The organism is Gordonia jacobaea, assembly GCF_965344965.1.
Lineage (GTDB): Bacteria > Actinomycetota > Actinomycetes > Mycobacteriales > Mycobacteriaceae > Gordonia > Gordonia jacobaea.
Genome location: NZ_CBDRLS010000009.1, coordinates 1 through 21,757, shown reverse-complemented (window position 1 = coordinate 21,757; position 21,757 = coordinate 1). Strand labels below are relative to the sequence as shown.

General features: G+C 65.4%; 21 protein-coding genes. 19 read left to right on the top strand and 2 right to left on the bottom strand.

Going from position 1 to position 21,757, the window contains the following annotated elements:
* Window positions 1-35: 35 nt before the first annotated feature.
* The 7 genes from ACRVY7_RS22370 to ACRVY7_RS22340 all read left to right on the top strand — a co-directional run bounded on the left by ACRVY7_RS22370 (window position 36) and on the right by ACRVY7_RS22340 (window position 7,182).
* A complete protein-coding gene (locus tag ACRVY7_RS22370) occupies window positions 36-539 on the top strand; it encodes a F0F1 ATP synthase subunit B (RefSeq protein WP_270486935.1) in 504 nt (167 codons plus the stop codon).
* 2 nt (window positions 540-541) lie between these two features.
* Window positions 542-1,894, top strand: a complete 1,353-nt coding sequence (locus ACRVY7_RS22365; protein ID WP_049700978.1) for a F0F1 ATP synthase subunit B/delta — start codon at window positions 542-544, stop codon at window positions 1,892-1,894.
* Window positions 1,895-1,987: 93 nt separating this feature from the next.
* Window positions 1,988-3,616, top strand: coding sequence for a F0F1 ATP synthase subunit alpha (atpA, locus tag ACRVY7_RS22360; protein WP_431818689.1), 1,629 nt, complete (start codon window positions 1,988-1,990; stop codon window positions 3,614-3,616).
* A gap of 62 nt (window positions 3,617-3,678) precedes the next feature.
* Window positions 3,679-4,614, top strand: a complete 936-nt coding sequence (locus ACRVY7_RS22355) for a F0F1 ATP synthase subunit gamma (RefSeq protein ID WP_049700976.1) — start codon at window positions 3,679-3,681, stop codon at window positions 4,612-4,614.
* A gap of 51 nt (window positions 4,615-4,665) precedes the next feature.
* On the top strand, window positions 4,666-6,114 hold the full coding sequence (gene atpD, locus ACRVY7_RS22350; protein ID WP_049700975.1) for a F0F1 ATP synthase subunit beta: 1,449 nt from the start codon (window positions 4,666-4,668) through the stop codon (window positions 6,112-6,114).
* A 9-nt stretch (window positions 6,115-6,123) separates the two neighbouring features.
* Window positions 6,124-6,501, top strand: a complete 378-nt coding sequence (locus ACRVY7_RS22345; RefSeq protein ID WP_049700974.1) for a F0F1 ATP synthase subunit epsilon — start codon at window positions 6,124-6,126, stop codon at window positions 6,499-6,501.
* A 237-nt stretch (window positions 6,502-6,738) separates the two neighbouring features.
* Window positions 6,739-7,182, top strand: a complete 444-nt coding sequence (locus ACRVY7_RS22340; RefSeq protein WP_431818688.1) for a DUF2550 domain-containing protein — start codon at window positions 6,739-6,741, stop codon at window positions 7,180-7,182.
* Between the two features lie 57 nt (window positions 7,183-7,239).
* Here ACRVY7_RS22340 and ACRVY7_RS22335 read toward each other — a convergent pair whose 3' ends face one another.
* The gene (locus ACRVY7_RS22335) at window positions 7,240-7,836 is read right to left on the bottom strand and encodes a cob(I)yrinic acid a,c-diamide adenosyltransferase (RefSeq protein WP_431818687.1); all 597 of its coding nucleotides are present in this window, start codon (window positions 7,834-7,836) and stop codon (window positions 7,240-7,242) included.
* Window positions 7,837-7,906: 70 nt separating this feature from the next.
* Here ACRVY7_RS22335 and murA point away from each other — a divergent pair, with 70 nt between their 5' ends.
* The 12 genes from murA (at window position 7,907) to ACRVY7_RS22275 (ending at window position 20,158) form a co-directional block, all read left to right on the top strand.
* Complete coding sequence (murA, locus tag ACRVY7_RS22330) at window positions 7,907-9,163, top strand: UDP-N-acetylglucosamine 1-carboxyvinyltransferase (protein WP_049700971.1); 1,257 nt, start codon at window positions 7,907-7,909, stop codon at window positions 9,161-9,163.
* A 4-nt stretch (window positions 9,164-9,167) separates the two neighbouring features.
* Window positions 9,168-9,476 carry an ArsR/SmtB family transcription factor gene (locus ACRVY7_RS22325; RefSeq protein ID WP_049700970.1) on the top strand — a complete coding sequence of 103 codons (309 nt, stop codon included), beginning with the start codon at window positions 9,168-9,170 and terminating at the stop codon, window positions 9,474-9,476.
* 202 nt (window positions 9,477-9,678) lie between these two features.
* Complete coding sequence (locus tag ACRVY7_RS22320) at window positions 9,679-10,389, top strand: energy-coupling factor ABC transporter permease (RefSeq protein WP_049700969.1); 711 nt, start codon at window positions 9,679-9,681, stop codon at window positions 10,387-10,389.
* On the top strand, window positions 10,386-10,781 hold the full coding sequence (locus ACRVY7_RS22315) for a PDGLE domain-containing protein (protein ID WP_049700968.1): 396 nt from the start codon (window positions 10,386-10,388) through the stop codon (window positions 10,779-10,781). Before ACRVY7_RS22320 ends, ACRVY7_RS22315 begins: the two co-directional genes overlap by 4 nt.
* A gap of 2 nt (window positions 10,782-10,783) precedes the next feature.
* Entirely contained in the window at window positions 10,784-11,560 is a 777-nt protein-coding gene (gene cbiQ, locus ACRVY7_RS22310) for a cobalt ECF transporter T component CbiQ (protein WP_431818686.1), read from the top strand.
* Window positions 11,557-12,315: an energy-coupling factor ABC transporter ATP-binding protein gene (locus ACRVY7_RS22305; protein WP_431818685.1), complete on the top strand. Its 759-nt coding sequence runs from the start codon at window positions 11,557-11,559 to the stop codon at window positions 12,313-12,315. Before cbiQ ends, ACRVY7_RS22305 begins: the two co-directional genes overlap by 4 nt.
* Window positions 12,316-12,502: 187 nt before the next feature.
* On the top strand, window positions 12,503-13,795 hold the full coding sequence (gene mdo, locus ACRVY7_RS22300) for an NDMA-dependent methanol dehydrogenase (RefSeq protein WP_049700965.1): 1,293 nt from the start codon (window positions 12,503-12,505) through the stop codon (window positions 13,793-13,795).
* 147 nt (window positions 13,796-13,942) lie between these two features.
* Window positions 13,943-15,208 carry an AAA family ATPase gene (locus ACRVY7_RS22295; RefSeq protein ID WP_049700964.1) on the top strand — a complete coding sequence of 422 codons (1,266 nt, stop codon included), beginning with the start codon at window positions 13,943-13,945 and terminating at the stop codon, window positions 15,206-15,208.
* A gap of 15 nt (window positions 15,209-15,223) precedes the next feature.
* Window positions 15,224-16,747 carry a VWA domain-containing protein gene (locus tag ACRVY7_RS22290; protein ID WP_431818684.1) on the top strand — a complete coding sequence of 508 codons (1,524 nt, stop codon included), beginning with the start codon at window positions 15,224-15,226 and terminating at the stop codon, window positions 16,745-16,747.
* A gap of 62 nt (window positions 16,748-16,809) precedes the next feature.
* Entirely contained in the window at window positions 16,810-18,024 is a 1,215-nt protein-coding gene (locus ACRVY7_RS22285) for an iron-containing alcohol dehydrogenase (RefSeq protein ID WP_431818683.1), read from the top strand.
* 65 nt (window positions 18,025-18,089) lie between these two features.
* On the top strand, window positions 18,090-19,502 hold the full coding sequence (locus tag ACRVY7_RS22280) for a MadS family sensor histidine kinase (protein ID WP_235434482.1): 1,413 nt from the start codon (window positions 18,090-18,092) through the stop codon (window positions 19,500-19,502).
* 35 nt (window positions 19,503-19,537) lie between these two features.
* Window positions 19,538-20,158: a MadR family response regulator transcription factor gene (locus ACRVY7_RS22275; RefSeq protein ID WP_200903301.1), complete on the top strand. Its 621-nt coding sequence runs from the start codon at window positions 19,538-19,540 to the stop codon at window positions 20,156-20,158.
* A 63-nt stretch (window positions 20,159-20,221) separates the two neighbouring features.
* Here the strand turns inward: ACRVY7_RS22275 and mftM are convergent, their stop codons facing one another.
* Window positions 20,222-21,112 (bottom strand): mycofactocin oligosaccharide methyltransferase MftM, encoded by an 891-nt coding sequence (mftM, locus tag ACRVY7_RS22270; protein WP_431818682.1) that lies wholly within the window; start codon window positions 21,110-21,112, stop codon window positions 20,222-20,224.
* Between the last annotated feature and the right edge of the window lie 645 nt (window positions 21,113-21,757).

Below are 21,757 nucleotides of genomic sequence, written 5' to 3'. Positions count from 1 at the left end.
GTCGGGTTCCTCGAACAACAAGGGACATCTGAACCATGAATCTCGCCGCAGAGAACTTCTTGATCCCCAACGGCACGTTCTTCGCGTGTCTGCTGATCTTCGTCATCGTGCTGGTCGTCATCCGCGCGTGGGTCGTGCCACCGATTGTGAAGGTGCTCGACGAACGGCAGGCGCGCGTCGCGAAGACCGCTGAGGACAACAACGCCGCTGCGGCGAGCTACGAGGACGCCGATCGGGAGTACCAGGCTCGAATGAAGGACGCCCGCGCTGACGCGACCGGTATCCGGGACGAAGCGCGGGCCAAGGGTAACGAGGAGCTGTCGGATGCGAAGCGGCGTGCGACGGATGAAGCCGACGCCGCTCTCGCGAAGATCTCCGCCGATCTCAAGGTGGAGGCCGACAGCGCCGTGACAGAGGCCAAGCGCGACGTCGACTCGTTGTCGCGAACGCTTGCCGAACGAGTTCTCGGCAAGCAGGGTGCCGGCGTGCAAAGTGCAGGGGCGTCGACCGCCTCGGCAGAGACTGAGACGGTGAAGTAGCAGTGGATATTTTTATCGGACAGCTCATCGGCTTTCTGATCGTCATCTTCCTGTTGTGGAAGTTCGTCGTCCCGTTCTTGCGGAAGGTCGTGAAGAACGCGCAGGACGTCGTCGATCAGCAGGTGGCCGAGAGTGACGCGGCCAAGGCCCGCCTCGAGGACGCCAAGGTCGCGCACGAGCGCTCGATCGAGCAGGCAAAGGTCGAGGCAAAGCAACTGCACGAAGGTGCGGTCGAAGATGCCGAGGGCATCGCGGATGATCTGCACAAGCAGGCAGACGCCGAGGTCAAGCGCATCTCCGAGCACGGCAAGGCGCAGGGCGAACTGACCAGAACGTCCATGGTTCGCCAGTTGCGCAGCGAGCTCGGACTCACCGCGGTCGACGGGGCGGGCAAGATCGTTCGCGATCACCTCGCCGACCCGGCCAATCAGTCGGAGACCGTCGATCGTGTCATCGACGAGCTCTCGGCCATGTCGCGCGGCGGACAGCCGTCGACCGGTGTGCCGAGTTCGAGCGAACTGATCGGTCTGCATTCGATGCATGCCGCGAGCCGAGAGGCCGCGCGTGCGGTCGCTCGCGAGTTCGCCACCAACACTGAGGGCAAGTCGCCCCAGGACCTGCTTGCGGCAAGCGAGGATCTGACTCAGATCATCGACTTCCTCCAGCAGAATCCGGTGTTGCGCAAGAAGTTCACCGAGGACGAGGATTTCCCGGCTCTCAAGAAGAACCTGGTGCACACCCTCTTCGACGGCAAGGCATCGCCGATCGCGGTCGAGATCGTCGCATCAGCCGTCGCACAGCACTGGTCAGCGCCCAACGACATTCTCGTCGCGCTGCGCAGGCAGAACGCGCTTGTCGTGCTGACCGCCGCCGAGCGTGACGGTCAGATCGAACAGGTCGAGGACGAACTGTTCCGGGTGAGCCGCCTGCTCGACGCGAATCCGACCCTGGCGTCGTTGCTGACCGACTTCACCAAGCCGGCCGACAGGCGTAACGGCCTGCTCACCGGGCTGGTGGGGGATCAGATCGGCGACTACACCTCGCATCTGCTCACCCAGACGATCAGCCTGCTCCACGGACAGCCCGCGGAGTCTGCCGTCGACCAACTCGCTGCGCTGGCAGCGGCGCTGCGCGGCGAAACCGTTGCCCACGTGGTGTCGGCGGCCGAATTGAGCGATGCTCAGAAGGAACGTCTCGGTGGAGTGCTCGCCGAGATCTACCACCGTTCGATCTCGGTGCAGACCGAGGTCGACCCGTCGATCATCGGCGGATTGCGTATCGGTGTCGGCGACGAGGTCATCGAGGCCGACATCGCGACACGCCTGGCGAAAGCCGCCGAGACACTGCCGAGGTAAGCGCCTCGCCGTACTGGCCACCACCACGACGGCGACCGTGCCTCACCACCACGACTCACTCACACCGACCGACATCAAGAAAGACGAGAACCCATGGCGGAGTTGACGATCTCAGCAGACGAGATTAAGGGAGCGATCGAGCAGTACGTCTCGTCGTTCGAAGCCGAAGCCTCGCGCGACGAGGTCGGCACGATCACCGACACGGCTGACGGTATCGCCCACGTCAGCGGTCTTCCGGGCGCGATGGCCAACGAGCTGTTGCAGTTCCCAGGCGGCATCCAGGGTGTTGCACTGAACCTCGACGAGGACGAGATCGGCGCCGTCATCCTCGGTGACTACGAGGATCTCGAAGAGGGTGCTCAGGTCAGCCGTACCGGCGAGGTGCTCTCGGTGCCCGTCGGCGACAAGTTCCTCGGACGCGTCGTCGACCCGCTCGGCGCGCCGATCGACGGACTCGGCGACATCGAGGCCGAGGACAACCGCGTCCTCGAGCTGCAGGCAGCCACCGTGCTCGAGCGTCAGCCCGTCGAGGAGTCGCTGGCCACCGGCATCAAGGCCATCGACGCCATGACGGCGATCGGTCGCGGACAGCGTCAGCTGATCATCGGCGACCGCAAGACCGGTAAGACCGCGGTCTGCGTCGACGCGATCCTGAACCAGAAGGACAACTGGGCAACCGGTGACCCCAGCAAGCAGGTTCGCTGCATCTACGTCGCGATCGGCCAGAAGGGCTCGACGATCGCCGGCGTGAAGACGGCTCTCGAAGAGGCCGGCGCGATGGAGTACACCACCATCGTCGCGGCTCCCGCGTCCGACTCGGCCGGCTTCAAGTGGCTCGCCCCCTACACCGGCTCGGCCCTCGGCCAGCACTGGATGTACCAGGGCAAGCACGTTCTGGTGGTCTTCGACGATCTGACCAAGCAGGCCGAGGCCTACCGCGCGATCTCGCTGCTGCTGCGTCGCCCGCCGGGCCGCGAGGCATACCCCGGCGACGTCTTCTACTTGCACTCCCGCCTGCTCGAGCGTGCTGCCAAGCTCTCCGACGAACTCGGTGGCGGCTCGATGACGGCACTGCCGATCATCGAGACCAAGGCCAACGACGTCTCGGCGTTCATCCCGACCAACGTCATCTCGATCACCGACGGACAGGTCTTCCTCGAGTCCGACCTGTTCAACAAGGGTGTTCGTCCGGCCATCAACGTCGGTACCTCGGTGTCGCGCGTCGGTGGTGCAGCACAGACCAAGGGCCTCAAGAAGGTCTCCGGCTCGCTGCGTCTCGAGCTCGCACAGTTCCGTGAGCTCGAAGCGTTCGCCGCTTTCGCCTCCGACCTCGACGCGGCCTCGAAGGCTCAGCTCGAGCGCGGCGCCCGCTGGGTCGAGATGCTCAAGCAGGACCAGTACAGCCCCTACTCGGTCGAGGACGAGATCGTCTCGATCTACCTCTGCGGTGAGGGCCACTACGACTCCGTGCCGGTTAACGACATCCGGAACTTCGAGACACAGCTGCTCAGCCACCTGCACCACAACGCGACCGGGGTCTACGACTCCATCGCCGGTGGCAAGGTTCTCGGCGACGATGAGGCCGAGGCGCTCGTCGCCGAGACCAACAAGTTCAAGAACAGCTACCTCACCCACGACGGCAAGCGCGTCGTCAACGAGGCCGAGGCAGCCGCTATGGACGCCGACGACGTCGAGCAAGAACAGATCAAGATCCGGAAGTGACCTTGTGACTGTCTGTGCCCGCATCGGGCGTATCCGTGCGAAGGAAGAAGGGGTGAGGGCTCATGGCCAGCATTCGTGAGCTGCGCTCACGCATCCGGTCGGTCCAGTCGACGAAGAAGATCACCAAGGCACAGGAGCTGATCGCGACCTCGCGTATCACCAAGGCTCAGGCCAGGGTTGCGGCAGCCAAGCCGTACTCGGAAGAGATGACCAAGGTGCTCTCGGAGCTGGCCAGCAGTGCGGGGTCGCTTGACCACCCGCTGCTCAAGGAGCGCGAGGATCCCAAGCGTGCGGCGATCCTGGTGATCACCAGTGACCGCGGCATGGCCGGTGGATACAACTCCAACGTGCTCCGGTCGTCGCGCGAGCTCATCTCGCTCATCCGCGACGAGGGCAAGGAACCGGTGGTCTTCGTCATGGGCACCAAGGGCGTGAACTACTTCACGTTCCGTGGCATGGACGTCGCGGCATCGTGGACCGGGTTCTCGCAGTCCCCGGAATACGCAGATGCGGCGCAGGCGAGCAACTTCCTGGTCGACCTGTTCGTGGCCGGGTCGGGCGAGAACATCGACCTCCCCGACGGTGAGGGAACCATCGAGGGCGTCGACGAGCTGCACATCGTCTACACCCGGTTCGTCTCCATGCTGACCCAGACCCCCGAGGTTCGCCGGATGGCGCCGCTGGTGGTCACCGAGAACGACAACCCGGATCACGGCGAGGTCGAGGTCGACGACGAGTCGCGTAACTACAGCTTCGAGCCCAGTGCGGAGACGCTTCTCGAGGCACTGCTGCCGAAGTACGTCGCCACGCGCGTCTACGCGGCGCTGTTGGACTCTGCGGCATCTGAGTCGGCCGCTCGTCGCACCGCCATGAAGGCGGCAACCGACAACGCCGAGGAATTGTCCAAGTCGTTGTCGCGTGAAGCCAACCAGCTTCGCCAGGCTCAGATCACCCAGGAAATCAGCGAGATCGTCGGCGGATCGAGCGCGCTGGCCTAATGACGCCGATCCCGCCCCAAACTTCGATCAAAAGGAAGTGACCCAAGCATCATGACCGCAACTGTAGAGACACCCTCGTCGCAGTCGGCGGGGACCACTGAGGGCCGCGTGGTCCGCATCATCGGCCCCGTCGTCGACGTCGAATTCCCCCGCGGCTCGATCCCAGATCTGTTCAACGCGCTGCACACCGACGTGACGCTCGAGGCCGTTGCCAAGACGCTGACCCTCGAGGTCGCGCAGCACCTCGGCGACAACCTGGTCCGCACCATTTCGATGCAGCCCACCGACGGCCTCGTCCGTGGCGCGGTCGTGACCGACTCGGGCTACCCGATCCGTGTTCCGGTCGGCGACCAGGTCAAGGGCCACGTGTTCAACGCACTCGGCGACTGCCTCGACAGCCCCGGCCTCGGCCGCGATGGCGAGCAGTGGGGCATCCACCGCAAGCCCCCGGCCTTCGACGAGCTCGAGGGTAAGACCGAGATCCTCGAGACCGGCATCAAGGTCATCGACCTGCTGACCCCGTACGTCAAGGGCGGCAAGATCGGCCTGTTCGGCGGCGCCGGCGTCGGCAAGACCGTTCTGATCCAGGAGATGATCACCCGTATCGCGCGTGAGTTCTCCGGAACCTCCGTGTTCGCGGGCGTCGGTGAGCGCACCCGTGAGGGCACCGACCTGATCATGGAAATGGAAGAGATGGGCGTCCTGCAGGACACCGCCCTTGTCTTCGGCCAGATGGACGAGCCGCCGGGCACGCGTATGCGCGTCGCTCTCTCGGCCCTGACCATGGCCGAGTACTTCCGTGACGTGAAGCACCAGGACGTGCTGCTGTTCATCGACAACATCTTCCGATTCACCCAGGCGGGTTCGGAGGTGTCGACGCTGCTCGGCCGTATGCCTTCCGCCGTGGGTTACCAGCCGACGCTTGCCGACGAGATGGGTGAGCTCCAGGAGCGCATCACCTCGACGAAGGGCCGTTCGATCACGTCGCTGCAGGCGATCTACGTGCCTGCCGACGACTACACCGACCCGGCACCCGCGACGACCTTCGCGCACCTCGACGCGACGACCGAGCTCTCGCGCCCGATCTCGCAGCTCGGTATCTACCCGGCTGTGGATCCGCTGACCTCGACCTCGCGCATCCTCGAGGCGTCGATCGTCGGTGACGAGCACTTCCGCGTCGCCAACGAGGTCAAGAGCATCCTGCAGAAGTACAAGGAGCTCCAGGACATCATCGCGATCCTCGGTATGGACGAGCTGTCCGAAGAGGACAAGGTGACCGTCCAGCGTGCCCGTCGTATCCAGAAGTTCCTTGGTCAGAACTTCCTCGTCGCCGAGAAGTTCACCGGCCAGCCCGGATCGGTCGTGCCGCTCGCCGACACCATCGAGGCATTCGACCGCATCTGCAAGGGTGAGTTCGACGCTTACCCGGAGCAGGCGTTCAACAGTTGCGGTGGCCTCGACGACGTGGAGGCAGCCGCCGCCAAGCTCGCCGGAAAGTAGCGGTACGCCATGGCTGAGAAGTCCTTCCACGTCGAGGTCGTGTCCGCCGACGCCGAGCTGTACTCGGGCGAGGCCACGTTCGTCATCGCGCAGACCACAGTCGGCGAGATGGGTGTGCTGGCCAACCACGAACCGCTGCTCGGACAGCTCGTGCCCGGCGGGTTCGTGGTGATCGTCGAGGAAAGCGGGACCCGCAAGGCGGCCGCCGTCGAAGGCGGTTTCATCTCGGTGACCGGTGAGTCGGTGACGATTCTCGCCGAGGCCGCGGAGTGGGCAGACGGCGTTGACATCAACGCCGAGAAGTCCGCTCTCGAGTCCGCAGAACCCGATACGCCGGAGTACAACCGCGCTCACGCACGGTTGCGCGCCGCAGAACAGATCGCCTGATCGAGAACAGGTCGACGCCCACGGCGAAGTCCTGAACCGGACGAAAACCGTTGCGTCACAACTGAATACGAGTCGTCACGATGACTCGATAGTCGTCAGCCAGCCACCCGCGTATCGCGGGTGGCTGGCTGCTTCATACGGTCTACTGGCATGCTGGGGGTACGTCATCGCCGAATCAGCCCGTCGACAGCCCGCCGACATCTCGGTGATGCAACCCGCGCGAGGGAGGTTTGCCGCGTGACCGTTGTGGTCGTCCTGCTGATTCTGCTTGTGGTGGCGCTGGTTGTCTGCGGCCTGCTGGCATATCGACTACAACAGCTACGCAGCGCGGGGACCCCCGCGCTACTGCGCGACCTGCCTGCGAAGGTCGACGAGGGCTGGCGCCACGGCACGGTCCACTACGGCGATGAATCGCTGCGGTACTTCCGGCTCAGCTCGCTGCGGCCAGGTCCGTCACGTCGCTTCCCCCGCCACAGCATCGAGATCGTCGGTCGTCGATGTGCGGCAGGCAGCGAGGGCGTCATTCTCGACGGGATGACCATCCTGCACGTCCGCGAGTACCACGACGACGACGAGCCCAGCGAGTACGAGCTCGCCCTGACACCCGACGGCGTCACGGCCTTCCAAGCGTGGCTGGAGGCGGGCGCTCCGCAGCGGTCACAGCGGCGTCGAAGCGCCTGAAATCCTTCCGTCCCGGGAGCCCGTCGCTCCGGAGCTGTTCACGCCTGAGGCCGGTACTCAGGGGCGGTGACGATCCCCTCCGGGAACCCAGGTCACGTCGCCATCTCCGCCCGGCCCCCGATTGGCTACTCGGGACAGAATGAAGAGCAGATCCGACAGCCGATTCAGGTACCGGGCAGGCAGGACAGACGTGTGGTCGGGGTCGGCGTCGACCGCGGCCCACGCCGAACGTTCCGCTCGACGAGTGACCGCGCGTGCTTGGTGCAGAAGTGCGGCGAATGGTGTGCCACCGGGCAGGACGAAGGAGTTCAGCGCGGGGAGATCGGCACCGAAGGCGTCGCACCATGACTCCAGGGCGTCGATGTAGCTCTGTTCGATGCGCAGCGGCGGATATTTGGGGTCGTCGACGACCGGCGTCGAGAGGTCCGCTCCGGCGTCGAAGAGGTCGTTCTGGACCGTCGTGAGCACGGTTGTGATCGCTTCTGGGATCTCGCCACCGAGCGCGAGGGCCGTGCCGATGAAGGTGTTGGCCTCGTCGCAGTCGGCATAGGCGACAACGCGCGCATCTGTCTTGGGTACGCGGGAGAAGTCGCTGAGCCCTGTGGTGCCGTCGTCGCCGGTACGGGTGTAGATACGAGTCAGATGCACGGCCATGGACCCAAATGTAACCGCAGGTCCAGTGCTGTGCGTTGAGCACTGCCGCGAGGCGGATAAGGTATCTGACGTGAGTGATCGGTTTCTGGTGTCCGGGGGAGCACGCCTGCACGGCGAGGTGTCGGTCGGTGGGGCCAAGAACAGCGTCCTCAAACTGATGGCTGCGTCGTTGCTCGCCGAGGGCACGACCACGTTGACAAATTCGCCCGAGATCGCCGACGTTCCGCTGATGGCCGACGTCCTGCGCGGTCTGGGTGCTGTCGTCGAGATCAACGGTGAGACGGTCACGATCGAAGCGCCCGCGGAACCCAAGTACCACGCCGATTTCGACGCCGTGAAGCAGTTCCGCGCGTCGGTGTGCGTGCTGGGACCGCTGATGGCGCGGTGCCGACGCGCTGTGGTCGCGCTCCCCGGTGGCGATGCGATCGGTTCCCGACCCCTCGACATGCACCAGGCGGGGCTGCGGGCGCTCGGCGCTCACAGTTCGATCGAGCACGGCTGTGTGGTCGCCGAGGCCGACGCGCTCGTCGGCGCCCCGATCGCACTCGAGTTTCCCTCCGTCGGCGCCACCGAGAACATCCTGATGGCCGCGGTTCTCGCCGAGGGCGAGACGGTCATCGACAACGCTGCCCGTGAGCCCGAGATCGTCGACCTGTGCGTGATGCTTCAACAGATGGGCGCGCGGATCGAGGGCGCGGGGACGTCGACGTTGACGGTCACCGGCGTCGAGCGGCTGCATCCGACCACCCACCGGGTCGTCGGTGACAGGATCGTCGGTGCGACGTGGGGTATCGCCGCGGTGATGACCCGCGGCGACGTCACGGTCAACGGTGTCAATCCTCATCATCTGCAGTTGGTGTTGAACAAGCTCGTCGACACCGGAGCCCGCGTGGAGACGCATCCGAACGGATTCCGCGTCAGCCATGACCGCAGACCAACCGCCGTCAACGTCTCGACGCTGCCGTTCCCCGGATTCCCGACGGACCTGCAGCCGATGGCGATCGGCTGGGCGTCGATTGCCGAGGGGATGTCGGTGATCACTGAGAACGTCTTCGAGGCGCGATTCCGCTTCGTCGAGGAGATGGTTCGCCTCGGAGCCGACGCACGTACCGACGGCCATCATGCGGTCATCCGTGGCATCGAGAAGCTCTCCAGCGCACCCGTGTGGTGCTCGGACATTCGCGCGGGCGCGGGTCTCGTACTCGCGGGGCTCGTCGCCGACGGAGTGACCGAGGTGCACGACGTCGAGCACATCGACCGGGGATATCCGCACTTCGTCGAGAATCTTCGGAGCCTCGGTGGCGAGATCGAACGCCGCACAGGGTAAGCGCATGGCCGACATCGAGCACGCTCGCGGCGTCGACATCGCCGAGTGGTCCACCCGGTTCGACCTGCTGTCGGACCCGCACCGCCTGGAGATCCTGCTGGTGCTGCACCGGCATCCGGGCATCATCGTCGGCGATATCGCCGCTGAGGTCGGACGCACCGAGACAGCGGTCTCGCAGGCGCTACGTGTGCTGCGTCATCAGGGATGGGTCACGTCGACGCGGGTCGGACGATCGGTGAGCTATCGACTCGACGACGAGACGGTGCACGATCTTCTGCACTGGATCGGTGCAGGACACAACCCGCCCTCCTAGGCAACAGACTGGCCGGCCACCTCAGAGCATCGTGTGGTCAGTGTCACACCTGACCCTTTGGATAGTCTGCCCGCTTCAACATCTGAATAAGTGGACAGATGTCGGCGCTGGACCTAACGTCTGTCGCATCGTGTTCGTGCGGACTGCGCATCCCGGGGTCTGACGGCACGCACGTGCTCACCCGTTGAAGGGACACCGCTCAATGTCCACCACCGTCGTCGCCATGCATATGAGCGACGGAATCATCAACGCACAGACGTCGATCCTGTTCGGTGTCGTCGCCGCAGTGGGACTCGCATTCTGTGCGTGGCGCGCTCGGACCGATCTGGACGAGAAGGCCGTACCGATGGCCGGCCTCGTTGCCGCGTTCATCTTCGCCGTCCAGATGATCAACTTCCCGATATTGCCCGGCGTCAGCGGACACCTGCTCGGTGGTGCACTCGCCGCCATCCTGGTCGGGCCGTACACCGGTGCGCTGTGCATCGCGATCGTCCTCGTCGTGCAGTGTCTGCTGTTCGCCGACGGCGGCGTCACCGCGCTCGGTGCCAACATCACCAACATGGCCCTGATCTCGACGTTCGTCGGGTACGGCGTCGCGGTCGGGTTGTCGCGACTCCTGCGCTCCCGACGCCGCGGGGTGTCGCGGCTCGGCGCGATCTCGTTCATTGCGGCGTTGTGTGGAACCGTCTCCGCTGCAACAGGTTTCGTCATCGAGTACGCAATCGGCGGTGCAGCGACGACATCCCTGACGACGGTCGCTGGCTATATGTGGGGCACACACATCCTGATCGGGATCGGTGAGGGGCTGATCACCGCGGTGACTGTCGTCGCCGTTGCCAAAGCGCGTCCCGACCTCGTTTACCTGCTGCGGCGCGAACGCGTTGCCTCCGAGCGAATCGAGGTGGCGGCATGAGTATCGCCGCGTCCGAGTCGCGCCCGCCACGAGTGCGGCGTCGACACTTCCTCATCGGGTTCGCCGTGGTCGCGCTACTGATCGCGGGACTGCTGTCCTACTTCGCGAGCAGTTCGCCAGACGGTCTCGATTCGGCCACTCTGCAGGGTTGTCAGACCGTCACGGTCAACGGTGTCGAGGAGCTGAAGGGCACCTGCATCGCACAGCACGCCACCGATCACGCGATGTCGTCGTCGCCGCTCGCCGAGTACGCGGTGAAGGGTGCCCAGTACACCAACGGCATCGCGGGGATCATCGGGGTGCTCGTCACTCTCGCGGTGGCGGTCGGCGCGTTCTGGTTGATCGCCCGCGCACGTCGAACGAGCGGCGCCGCAGTTCAGGCAGACGACTGACGATGGGCGCCGGGCACGCACATCCGCTCTACCGCGACGTCACCTCGCGTGTGCACCGCGCGCCGACCGAGGTCAAACTCGTCTGTCTCGTGGTGTTCGTCTTCGCCGTGGTCGCCACGCCGCGCGAGATGTTCTGGCCCTACCTGGGTTTCGCGGTCATCGTGCTCGTCGTGTGGCAGCTCGCCCGCGTTCCGCTTCGGTGGATCGTTCCGCGGATGTTGATCGAGGTTCCGTTCGTCGTCCTCGCCGTGTTGTTGCCGTTCGCCGAAGGTGGGCATCGCGTCGACGTCGTCGGCGTATCCCTCTCCGTGGCAGGGCTTTACGCTGCATGGGGAATCGTCGTCAAGGGCACATTGGGTGTCGCGGCGTCGTTGACCTTCGCGGCAACCACCCCGGCCCGCGAGTTGCCCGTCGCACTGAGCAGGCTCGGGGTTCCCCGGACCATCACCCCGATCTTCGTGATGATGCTGCGGTACGTCGATCTGCTGTCCGCGGAGGTCAAGCGCATGCAGATCGCGCGTACCGCACGCGGTGACTCTCCGCGCGCACTGCATCAGGCGAAAGCTGTTGCCGTGAGCGTCGGATCGGTGTTCCTGCGCTCCTACGAACGTGGTGAGCGGGTGCACCTCGCGATGATGTCGCGGGGGTTCACCGGAACGATCCCTGACATGCCCGGCGTGGCGACGTCGCCGCGTGCGACGTCTGCACAGTGGACGCTGGTGTTGCTTCCCGCGGCCGCTGCCGTCGCCGTTGCGGCCGCAGCGTGGAGCCTGTCATGAACGCGATAGACATCCGAGAACTCCGATTCGCCTATCCCGACGGCCATGTCGCGCTCGACGGCATCGACCTGTCGGTCGCCGAGGGTGAGCGGGTGGCAGTGCTCGGTCCCAACGGGGCGGGCAAGACGACCTTGATGCTCGCGCTCAACGGTGTGCTTCTGCCGACCTCGGGGTCGGTGTCGATCTACGACTCACCGGTGGGGAAATCGACGCTGCGCGAGGTACGACGACGCGTCGGCCTGGTGTTCCAGGATCCCGACGACCAGTTGTTCATGCCGACTCTCGCCGAGGACGTCGCCTTCGGTCCCGCGAATTTCGGTGTCGACGGCCCCGAACTCGCGCAGCGGGTCGCGGAGGCGCTCGAGGCGGTGTCGATGACGCAGCACGCGAGTGCCAGTCCACACCATCTGTCCGGGGGACAGCGCCGACGAGGTGCCCTCGCGACTGTATTGGCTTGCCGCCCAGACATACTCGTGCTCGACGAGCCATCGGCAAACCTCGACCCGGTGGCACGGCGCGAACTCGCCGACACCCTGCTCACCCTCGACACGACGATGCTCGTCGTCACGCACGACCTGCCTTATGCGGCCCAGTTGTGCGACCGAGCGGTGATCGTCGATGACGGGCGCGTCGTCGCCGACGATTCCGTCGACGCGATCCTTGCCGACACCGCACTGCTCGCCGCACATCGGCTCGAGCTGCCGTGGGGTTTCGACGCCGAGACCCTGCGGCGTGCGAGGGTGTGCCAACGCTGAAACCGCCGCGGTGGGTACCTGTCCGGAAGGTCAGGTGCTCACCCGACCGCGGGTCAGTACTGGCGGCAGTATCGGACGGTTCGGTCGCAAAGCACTTCTGAGGCCGGGTGTGACGCGCGTAACGTCTCGATCGCTCACCCACTCCCGACGCCACGTGTGTCGGCAGCACGAGAAGGTCAGGTCAGAAATGCAGGTAGACGAACTACTCAAGCCGTTCCCCATCAAGGAGTTCCACCCGTTCCCGCGCGCCATGATGGGTCCCGGTGCGCACGAGATGATCGGGCCGGAGGCTCTCAAGCTGGGCTTCAAGAAGACGCTCATCATGACGACCGGCCTGCGTGGCAGCGACACGGTCCACAAGATCGTCGAGTCGTGCAAGTACCACGGACTCGAGGTTGTGCTCTACGACAAGGTCGAGTCCAACCCCAAGGACTACAACGTCATGGACGCGGTCTCGCTCTACAACTCCGAGCAGTGCGACTCGTTCATCTCGATCGGCGGCGGCTCCGCGCATGACGCCTGCAAGGGTGCACGCATCTCGGTCGCGCACGACGGCCGCAGCGTCAACGAGTTCGAGGGATTCAACAAGAGCGAGAATCCCAAGAATCCGCCGCACATCGCCGTATCCACCACTGCCGGAACAGGTTCGGAGACGTCGTGGGCATACGTCATCACCGACACGACGACCGACCCCGACAAGCCGCACAAGTATGTCGCGTTCGACGACGCCGCCGTCACGACGCTGGCGATCGACGATCCGGTGCTGTACTACGACTGCCCGGTGGCCTACACCGCGCAGTGCGGCTTCGACGTGCTCGCGCACGCATCCGAGCCCTACGTCTCGCGGCTGAACTTCCCGCCGTCGATGGGTAACGCGCTCTACGCGGTGAAGATGACTGCGGAGAACCTGCGCGAGGCCACCTGGAACCCGACGGACCTCAAGGGTCGTGAGGGCATGATGTACGCGCAATACATTGCGGCGCAGGCCTTCAACTCCGGCGGTCTCGGCATCATCCACTCGATCAGCCACGCGGTCTCGGCGTTCTTCGACACCCACCACGGCCTGAACAACGCCATCGCGTTGCCGCGCGTGTGGGCGTTCAACATGCCCACCATGTACGAGCGTTTCGCAGACATGGCACAGGCCATGGGCGTCGACACGCACGGCATGACCAAGGTGCAGGCAGCAGACGCCGCGCTCGGCGCTGCGATTCGACTGCTCCGCGACGTGGGCATCGTCGAGCGTTTCGCCGACGTCAAGCAGGATTCGTACCCGAAGAACCGTCTCGGCCAGGGCCCGACGAAGTTCTACGAGGGTCGTCCCGACATCACCACCGATGCCGCGACCATCGACGCGCTGACCAACCACGTCCTCGGTGATGCGTGCACGCCCGGCAACCCCAAGGAGTGCACGTTCGAGACGGTCCGGCCGGTCGTCGAGCACTGCGTCAACGGCGACCTCGACGAGCTTCTGCCGTAGGTCGGGAAGAACTCCGCACGGCGCGACCGTGCGGGCACGGCCCCGGATGACGGATTCCGCTGCCCCAAAGCGGAATCCGTCATCCGGCTCCACCCCCTACGCAAGCCCGTCACCGCACCACCTCCCTTCCGAGCACAGGAGACGCCGATGTCCGTGCACTTCGCCGCAACCGACGACAGCACATCCGCCGCGGGGGCCGACCCCGCTGACCATTCACACTTCGCCGACGTCGACGACGTGGTGACCCGATTCGCCGACGCCGGCTACCTCGCCGACCAACGCCTGGCGACGACGGTCTTTCTGCAAAGCAGACTCGGCAAGCCCGTGCTGCTCGAGGGGCCCGCGGGAGTGGGCAAGACACAGCTCGCCAAGACTCTCGCGGACGTCACGGGGCGAGAACTGTTGCGGCTGCAGTGTTATGAGGGTCAGGACGAGACCACGGCGCTCTACGAGTGGGACTATGGCAAGCAGCTCCTCTACACGCAGGTGTTGCGCGAGAAGATCAGTCAGGTGGTCGCCGACGCCGCGTCGTTGTCGGAGGCAGTCGATCGGATCGGTGCCGAGGAGAGCGTCTTCTTCTCCGAGCGATTCCTCGCACCCCGCCCGCTGCTGGAAGCGGTGCGATCCGAAAAGCCCGTCGTGCTGCTGATCGACGAGGTCGACCGTGCCGACGAGGCGCTCGAAGCGGTGCTCCTCGAACTCCTCGCCGAGTACCAGGTGTCGGTTCCCGAGATCGGTACCTTCGTGGCCACTCACCAGCCGATGATTGTGTTGACCTCCAACAACACTCGCGATCTGTCCGCAGCACTCAAACGACGCTGCCTGCACCTGTCGCTCGATTACCCCGACGCCGCACGCGAACTCGACATCATCAAGTCCAAGGACACCGGCCTCGCCGACGTCCTCGCGGCCAAACTCGTCGAGATCGTCCGCGGTCTACGAGATCTCGATCTGCGCAAGGCGCCGAGCATCTCCGAGACGATCGACTGGGCGCGCACCCTTGCCGTGCTCGGCGCCGACGAACTCAGTGCGGACCTGCTGTCGGCCACGGCCAATGTCGTCGTGAAGTACGACAGAGACCTGACCCGCGCACTCGACGCGTTACCGCGACTCGTCGACCCGAACGCCCAGGTGCCCGATCACCTTCACTCCCACGGACATTCGCACGGCCACTCCCACGGGCCGGGGCATTCGCACAGTCACGACGATCATGATCACGACCACGATCATGACCACGCGTCCGCCGACCGGTCCGGAAAGGCACGCCGCGCGGCGAAGGACGAGCCCGGCCGCCACGGCGACGAGTACTACGGGTCGCCCGGGGCGAAGAGCGACGCCGGAACGCGCACCGTCAGCGCGTCGCAGGGCAGCAGGTCGTTCAACGCGCGCGGTGCGCGCAAGCGGCCGGTCTAGCGGGGGAGTGCGCTGATGGAAGGTGCCGTACACCGCTTCATCCGTCTGCTCCGCCTGCACGGCGTGCGGATCGGGGTGTCGGAGGCGATGGACGCGATGGCTGCCGTTGCCACGGCGGAGATCCTCGCCGATCGCGAGTTGCTCCGCTCTGCGCTGCAGGCCTGTCTGATCAAGGATCGTCGGGACGAGGACACGTTCGCGCGGGTCTTCGACAGGTTCTTCGCACTGCGCCCCGTTGTGGAAGACGATGGGGGACACGGTCATTCGCACACCCACGACGATCTCTCCGACGAGGGTGACCTCGAGGAGTACACGCTGTCGGACGAGGTCAGCAAGACTCCCGCGCAGGGACACAGTCACGGACCGCCGTCGAACATCAGGCAGTACTTCGATCCCGAGGACCTCGCCGAGCAGTACAACCTCCACCAGGAGGCCAACAAACTCGACATGGCGTCCTTAACAGACGAGATCGTCCTGTCGGCCGACTCGGTTCCGAACTCGGAGCAGGCGGCGCGTGTCCAGCTCACCGTGTCCCGGCTGCACAATCCGGGTCGGCCCGGAGAGTTGGTGAGCGGCAACGCAACACAACTCGACGCCGAACTGTCGGTTGCCCAGGAGATGGCGCTGCTCGACTGGCTCGACGACACCGAGGCGCAAGGAGCGCAGCCCGACCCGGAGGAACTCGCAGCACTGCGCAGCGCGCTCGCGGGCCTGCTCGACGGCCTGCCCGAGAAACTTCGCGATCACCTCGAGCAACTGATGGCCACCGACCACGAGCTCGAAGACCGCGAGATCAAGGCGAGTGTTCGTGACGCAATCGGCGAGCAGGAGCGCGCAAGCCTCGAGGAGTCCGTGCGACGACTCATCCGCAGCCTGCACGGCGCGCCACGATCGCGACGGAAGGTGGCCGCGAGGGGCACGGTCGACGCCGCGCGCACGATGCGCGCCAACCTTCGATTCGACGGCGTTCCGTTCCGGCCGATCACCGTCGCCAAGGTCGAGGACCGACCGAGCCTGTTGATCCTCGCCGACGTCTCGCTGTCGGTGCGTACGACGACGAGGTTCACCCTGCAACTCGTCCATGGGTTGCAGAGCATGGTCGCGCACGTCCGATCTTTCGCCTTCGTGTCCGACCTCGTCGAGATCACCGACCTCTTCGCCGAGCACCCTGCCGAGGAGGCGCTGTCGCTGGTCGTGTCGGGCCTGCCGGCGGGCGGCGTGCTCGACGTCGACGCCGATTCGGACTACGGCAACGCGCTGCAGACGTTCCTCGACGAGTACGGCGGCGCCATCACCAGGCGGACGACGGTCATCGTGCTCGGCGACGGTCGCAACAACGGGAAGGATCCGAACCTCGGTGCGTTCGAGGAGATCAGTCGACGTGCGCGCGAAACCATCTGGCTGACACCCGAGCCCGCCTACTCCTGGGGCCTGGGTTCGTGCGATCTCCCCGCATACGCCACCTACTGCGACCGTGTGAACGTCGTGCACGATCTTGCCGAATTGGAGCAGGTCTCGGTTGCGGCTTCGGGCGCGTGAGTGGTGGCATCGCGCGTAGGATTCGGGCCGGAAGACAACGCTGCGATGGGTAGGTGACAGGCGTGGGGACTGACGTCGTCGACACCCGCGCGCCCAGCACCGTTCGGGATACGCGGGCTGCGCGCGGCGGCGGCGTGCACATCGCCAAGTTCCACACACCGGAGATCATCATCGGGCCCGGGTCGCTCGCCGAGGTACCGCGCGCGGCCGCGGGTCTCGGCATGCGTCGCCTGCTGATCGTCTCCGACCGCGGACTGGTGGCGACTCCGTGGTATCCCCAACTGGCACAGGCACTTCACTCCGATCGACTGTCTGTGTCGTCGTTCACCGACATATCGGTCAATCCGCGGGCTCCGGAGATCGTTGCGGGCTTTGCGCGGTATGAGGAGAGCGGTGCCGATGGCATCGTCGCCCTCGGCGGTGGCTCGGTGATCGACGCGGCAAAGGGGATCGCGATTCTGGCCGCCAACGGTGGACACATCCTGGAGTACGAGGGGATCGATCGCGCCCGACGGCCGCTGCCCCCGTTGATCGCGGCACCGACCACGGCCGGAAGTGGTTCGGACGTCTCGCAGTTCTGCATCGTCAACGACGTCGACCGCATGACCAAGGTGACCATCATCGGTCGCGGGTTGGTGCCGGACGTCTCCGTGGTCGACCCGCGTACGTTTGCCTCGCTTCCCGCCGAGGTGGCCGCGCAGTCGGGCATGGACGCCATCACCCACTGCCTCGAGGCGTACGCATCGCTCGCGCACAATCGGCTCAGCGATCGTGCGGCGCTGAGCTCGATCGGCACCGCGTGGCGCAGCATCGAGAGGTTTGTCGACGACCCGTCGGATCCCGACAGCGGAACCGACATGGCGTACGCCGCGCTCGAGGCGGGCATGGCGTTCACGAACGCGATCCTCGGGGCCACCCACGCCATGAGCCACCCCGTCGGCGGACTGTGCGACGCCGCGCACGGTGCGATCAACGCTGTCCTCCTGCCGCATGTCATCCGGTTCAACGCGGAGATCGACCCGACGCCCTATGTCGAACTCGCCGACGCAGTGGGTGTTCGGGGCGGCTCGCCCCATGCTGTTGCCGAGCAACTCGCCGACGAGGTCGCGTCGTTGTCGCGCAGGGTCGGATTGCCCGCCGACCTCAGATCGCTCGGCGTGCGCGACGAGCACGTCGCGGTGCTGACCGCGAACGCGCTGCTCGATGCCTGCATGACGACCAACCCGCGAAAACCGACCGCAGACGACGTCGCCCGCATCTATCGCGAGGCACTGTGACCGGGGGCGCCCAGCCCGAGGGATACGGGCCTGGGATCGACGTACCGGGGGTGAGCGGATCTGGGGTGAACGGGTCTGGGCAGTACGGACCTGAACTGGACTCGCTGGTCGGGCTGCATTCCGTCAAGGGCTCGCACTATGCGCAGTATCGGGGCGTCGAGCAGCGGCTCACGCGCGTGGTGGGCGCGCTCGACAGGATCTCGCGCGCGCTCGTGCAAACCGCCGAGGGCCCCGAGAACCTGGTCCTCTCGGTGGTGCGTGCCGTGCGGGAACACCTCGACGCCGACTGGGTGGTCTTTGCCCTCAGCGACGGCGAACTCGAGCGCACGGGGCCCCGACATCTGATGATGAGCGGCGACGGAACCATCTACGCCTTCGAGGGCGTGCAGGCCGCGCGCACACCGAGTCACCTTCCCGACGAGGTGCTCAACCGGCTCAACGACGTCCTCCGCAATCAGATGGGCGAGCTGAGCCGACCGGTGGTCGCCGAGCATCACCTTCACGTGCCGGTGCACCTCGACGGCCGCGTCGTCGGCGGACTCTCGGCATGGACCCCGGATCATCACGTCGTCGACTCCGCCGATCTCGTCGTGATGCGCATTCTTGCCAGACAGGCGATGGTCGCCCTCCTGAACGCGTCGCTGCTCGAGGAGAGCCGACATCAGCTCGCGCGTGCCGAGGATGCCTACGCCAAGGCGCGCGAGCAGGCGACCGATCTTGCCGTCAGAAACGCGGAACTTCAACGGACACAACGAGAATTGTCCGCCGTGATGCGCCAGCGACTCGTCACAGAGGAACGCGAACGCATCGCCCGCGAACTCCACGACTCCGTCACGCAGTCGGTGCTGTCGGCCGGCGTCCAGATCGAGGTGTGTCGGATGGAGTCCGACGCCGCGACGGCTGCGCGCCTCGAGGTCGCGGGGAAGCTGACCCGTGACGCCGTCGAACAATTGCGGTCGGTCATCTACGCGCTCAACCAGTCGCCGTCGGTCGAGGGGCTGAGTCTCGGCGAGGTGCTCGACGAACTGTGTTCGATGCACATGCCCGCCGATCTCGACACCGACGTCCGCATCGTCGGACGCCCGCGTGACGTCCCCGACGACGTTCAACACGCGGTACTGCGGATCGCGGGCGAGGCGCTGTTCAACACCGCGGTGCACGCTGGGGCACAGACTGCGCGCGTGGTCCTCACCTACGCCGACGACCACGTCGGCCTGGCTGTCGACGACGACGGCGGGGGAGACCCAGGGCATCTTCGGCGGGTGATGCGTGCGGCGATGCTCGGCGACCTCGCCGGCAGGCACCGGGGACTGGCCAACATGGCCGCGCGTGCGGATCAGTTGGGTGGCGAGGTCCGGGTACGTCGTTCGCGACTCGGTGGGATACGCATTGCGGCCACATTGCCCGACGTCGGATCGGCGTCGACGAGTTACTCGAGGAGCGAGTCAGGGCCTCGACACGAGGAGGTTGTGCGGTGAATTCCACAGAGGTCAGTGCCGGCTCGATACGAACCATGCTGGTCGACGACCACGCGCTACTACGGGCGGGCATACGATCACTGCTCGAACGCGAGGACACGATATCCGTTGTCGGAGAAGCTGGTTCGTTCGATCACGCGCTCGCAGAAGTTGCTCGGTGCCGCCCGGACGTGGTCGTCGTCGATCTCAAGCTGACGGCAGGCACCGAGTACGAGGGGCTGCGACTCATCACCGAGATCGCGCAGCGGCACAGCGATGTGGCCAGTCTGGTGCTCACCACCTTCCTCGACGATGATCTCGTCGTGCGCGCGGTGAAAGCCGGAGCACGCGGATACGTGGTCAAGGACGTCGACACGACAGAACTCGTGCGGGCTATCCAAGCGGTGTCGGGTGGCGGCAGTGCGTTCGATCCGCGAAGCGCGGCAATCGTGCTGCGGACGGTGTCGGGCGGTGGCGAGAGTCCCGAGGCACTGACCGAGCGTGAGCGTGAGGTACTCCGACTGCTGGCCGACGGACTGAGCAACAAGCGGATCGGCGAGACCCTGTTCATCTCGGAGTCGACGGTGAAGTTCCACATTCGCAACATCATTCGCAAACTCGGGGTCACCAAACGCACCGACGCGGTCTACATCGCCAGCAAACGAGGCCTCATCTGAATCGCGGCGCTCGTGAGTTGAGGTCGCTTGTGAATGGCCGCTCGTGAATTTGTGTGGTCGGCGCTAGCCGGCCCGAGGTGTCAGGATCAACCAGCCGCCGTGGTCGTCGAGTATCTCCGCGCCCGCATGGTCGACGTGTTGCGCCCAGTCGATCAGGTCGTGCTCACGCAGGCAGCTCAGGTGCCCGAAGTGTGGACTCGGCTCCTCCTCGTAGGGCACGGCGACGATCACGCGCCTGCGAGCGACCCGTAGGGCTTCTGCAAGCGCACGATCTCTTTCGTCACGTGACAAATGTTCGAGTAGGTGAATGAGGGTGACGGTGTCGACCGAGTCGTCGGCGCAGGGGAGATCGGTCGCGTTCGCGACGATCGCGTCGACAGAAGTCCGACGTCGCGCAGCTGCCGCCCGCAGAAGGTTGATCGCGCCGGCCGAGATGTCGCACGCGCTGACCCTGAGCCCAGCTTCGGCGCATTGCAGCGCGAAAAGCCCGAAGCAACAGCCGACCTCCAACACCTCGGTGCCCTGCACCAGGATGCGAGCTCGACGATGAACGGGACTGAACGAGGCGATACCCGTGACGAGATCTCGCAGCGAGTTGTCATAGAACGACGACCACGCGAGGTCCTCGGAAGCTGCGGACGAGCGAATCAGTCCGACCGCGGCCTCCTCGAACTCCCACTGACCCGCGAGCGCTCCGTCTTCGACGAGACAGACCAGGGCCGAGACCATGACATCGTCGGAGATCAGGTCGCTGGTGAACGGATGGCGGATGTCGACCGTCGTGGTTCCGTCCTGCGTAGTGGTCCGACGCCACGACAGCGAGCCGCATCGTCGGAAGCCCTCAGCAGTGAGTTCCCCGGTAGCCGGATCGGACCGACGCACCGTAATGGTGCTGGTCGTCGGGGTGCCCGCGCTCCTGGTGGCTGCGCTCCTGATCTCTGGGGCGATGGTCATACCTCGAACGGTAGGAGCCGACCCCCGCACGCGTAACTGACCTGTCAGACGAGGTCACTGACCGAAAGTATGGGTTTCCGTCTCGGACGCCGAGCGATGAACTCCCTGGTAGGCGCCTCGCGCAAGGTCCACGAGGACGCCAGGAGACAGCCCACCAGCGCAGAATGACGCAGATCACATTCGTGGATTTCGGGGGTTCAGGCGAGATTTCGACGCTGCGGGGCAGGGCCTGACCGCCCGTCACCTGCGGAAACGTCCATGGGCGCACATGCTGACCAGGCGATTTGACCCTCGCCGACGCATTGCGTAACTTTCTTCGAGTCAGCGCGCCACGGCGCCGCCCCGGACGGCCTCCTGAGAGGGAGAGCAACGGGGAAGGGAAACCGGGTTCAGCGCAGACCAACCCCCGAGAAATCACACCGGGTGCCTCGGCGCCCGGAGCGAGATCGCGGGAACCAGATGACTCCCAAACGAGAAACAACACGGAGTTGCGGATCGCAGAGATCATCTGGTAGGCTGGAAGAGTTGCTCCGGAGACGGGGTCAACATCCTCCAAACGGAACAAGCTTGCTGGTCAAGCCCTTTTAAGGGTAGCGCCAGTGGGTGTGCGTTCTTTGAGAACTCGATAGTGTGTGATGAATTGTT

Coding starts and splice junctions, on each gene's coding strand:
- ACRVY7_RS22295 (WP_049700964.1), top strand. CDS start 13,943: ATGTCCGTGCACTTCGCCGCAACCGACGACAGCACATCCGCCGCGGGG.
- ACRVY7_RS22355 (WP_049700976.1), top strand. CDS start 3,679: ATGGCCAGCATTCGTGAGCTGCGCTCACGCATCCGGTCGGTCCAGTCG.
- ACRVY7_RS22325 (WP_049700970.1), top strand. CDS start 9,168: ATGGCCGACATCGAGCACGCTCGCGGCGTCGACATCGCCGAGTGGTCC.
- ACRVY7_RS22320 (WP_049700969.1), top strand. CDS start 9,679: ATGTCCACCACCGTCGTCGCCATGCATATGAGCGACGGAATCATCAAC.
- cbiQ (WP_431818686.1), top strand. CDS start 10,784: ATGGGCGCCGGGCACGCACATCCGCTCTACCGCGACGTCACCTCGCGT.
- mdo (WP_049700965.1), top strand. CDS start 12,503: ATGCAGGTAGACGAACTACTCAAGCCGTTCCCCATCAAGGAGTTCCAC.
- mftM (WP_431818682.1), bottom strand. CDS start 21,112: ATGACCATCGCCCCAGAGATCAGGAGCGCAGCCACCAGGAGCGCGGGC.
- ACRVY7_RS22305 (WP_431818685.1), top strand. CDS start 11,557: ATGAACGCGATAGACATCCGAGAACTCCGATTCGCCTATCCCGACGGC.
- atpD (WP_049700975.1), top strand. CDS start 4,666: ATGACCGCAACTGTAGAGACACCCTCGTCGCAGTCGGCGGGGACCACT.
- ACRVY7_RS22370 (WP_270486935.1), top strand. CDS start 36: ATGAATCTCGCCGCAGAGAACTTCTTGATCCCCAACGGCACGTTCTTC.
- ACRVY7_RS22290 (WP_431818684.1), top strand. CDS start 15,224: ATGGAAGGTGCCGTACACCGCTTCATCCGTCTGCTCCGCCTGCACGGC.
- ACRVY7_RS22315 (WP_049700968.1), top strand. CDS start 10,386: ATGAGTATCGCCGCGTCCGAGTCGCGCCCGCCACGAGTGCGGCGTCGA.
- ACRVY7_RS22275 (WP_200903301.1), top strand. CDS start 19,538: ATGCTGGTCGACGACCACGCGCTACTACGGGCGGGCATACGATCACTG.
- atpA (WP_431818689.1), top strand. CDS start 1,988: ATGGCGGAGTTGACGATCTCAGCAGACGAGATTAAGGGAGCGATCGAG.
- ACRVY7_RS22335 (WP_431818687.1), bottom strand. CDS start 7,836: ATGGCCGTGCATCTGACTCGTATCTACACCCGTACCGGCGACGACGGC.
- ACRVY7_RS22345 (WP_049700974.1), top strand. CDS start 6,124: ATGGCTGAGAAGTCCTTCCACGTCGAGGTCGTGTCCGCCGACGCCGAG.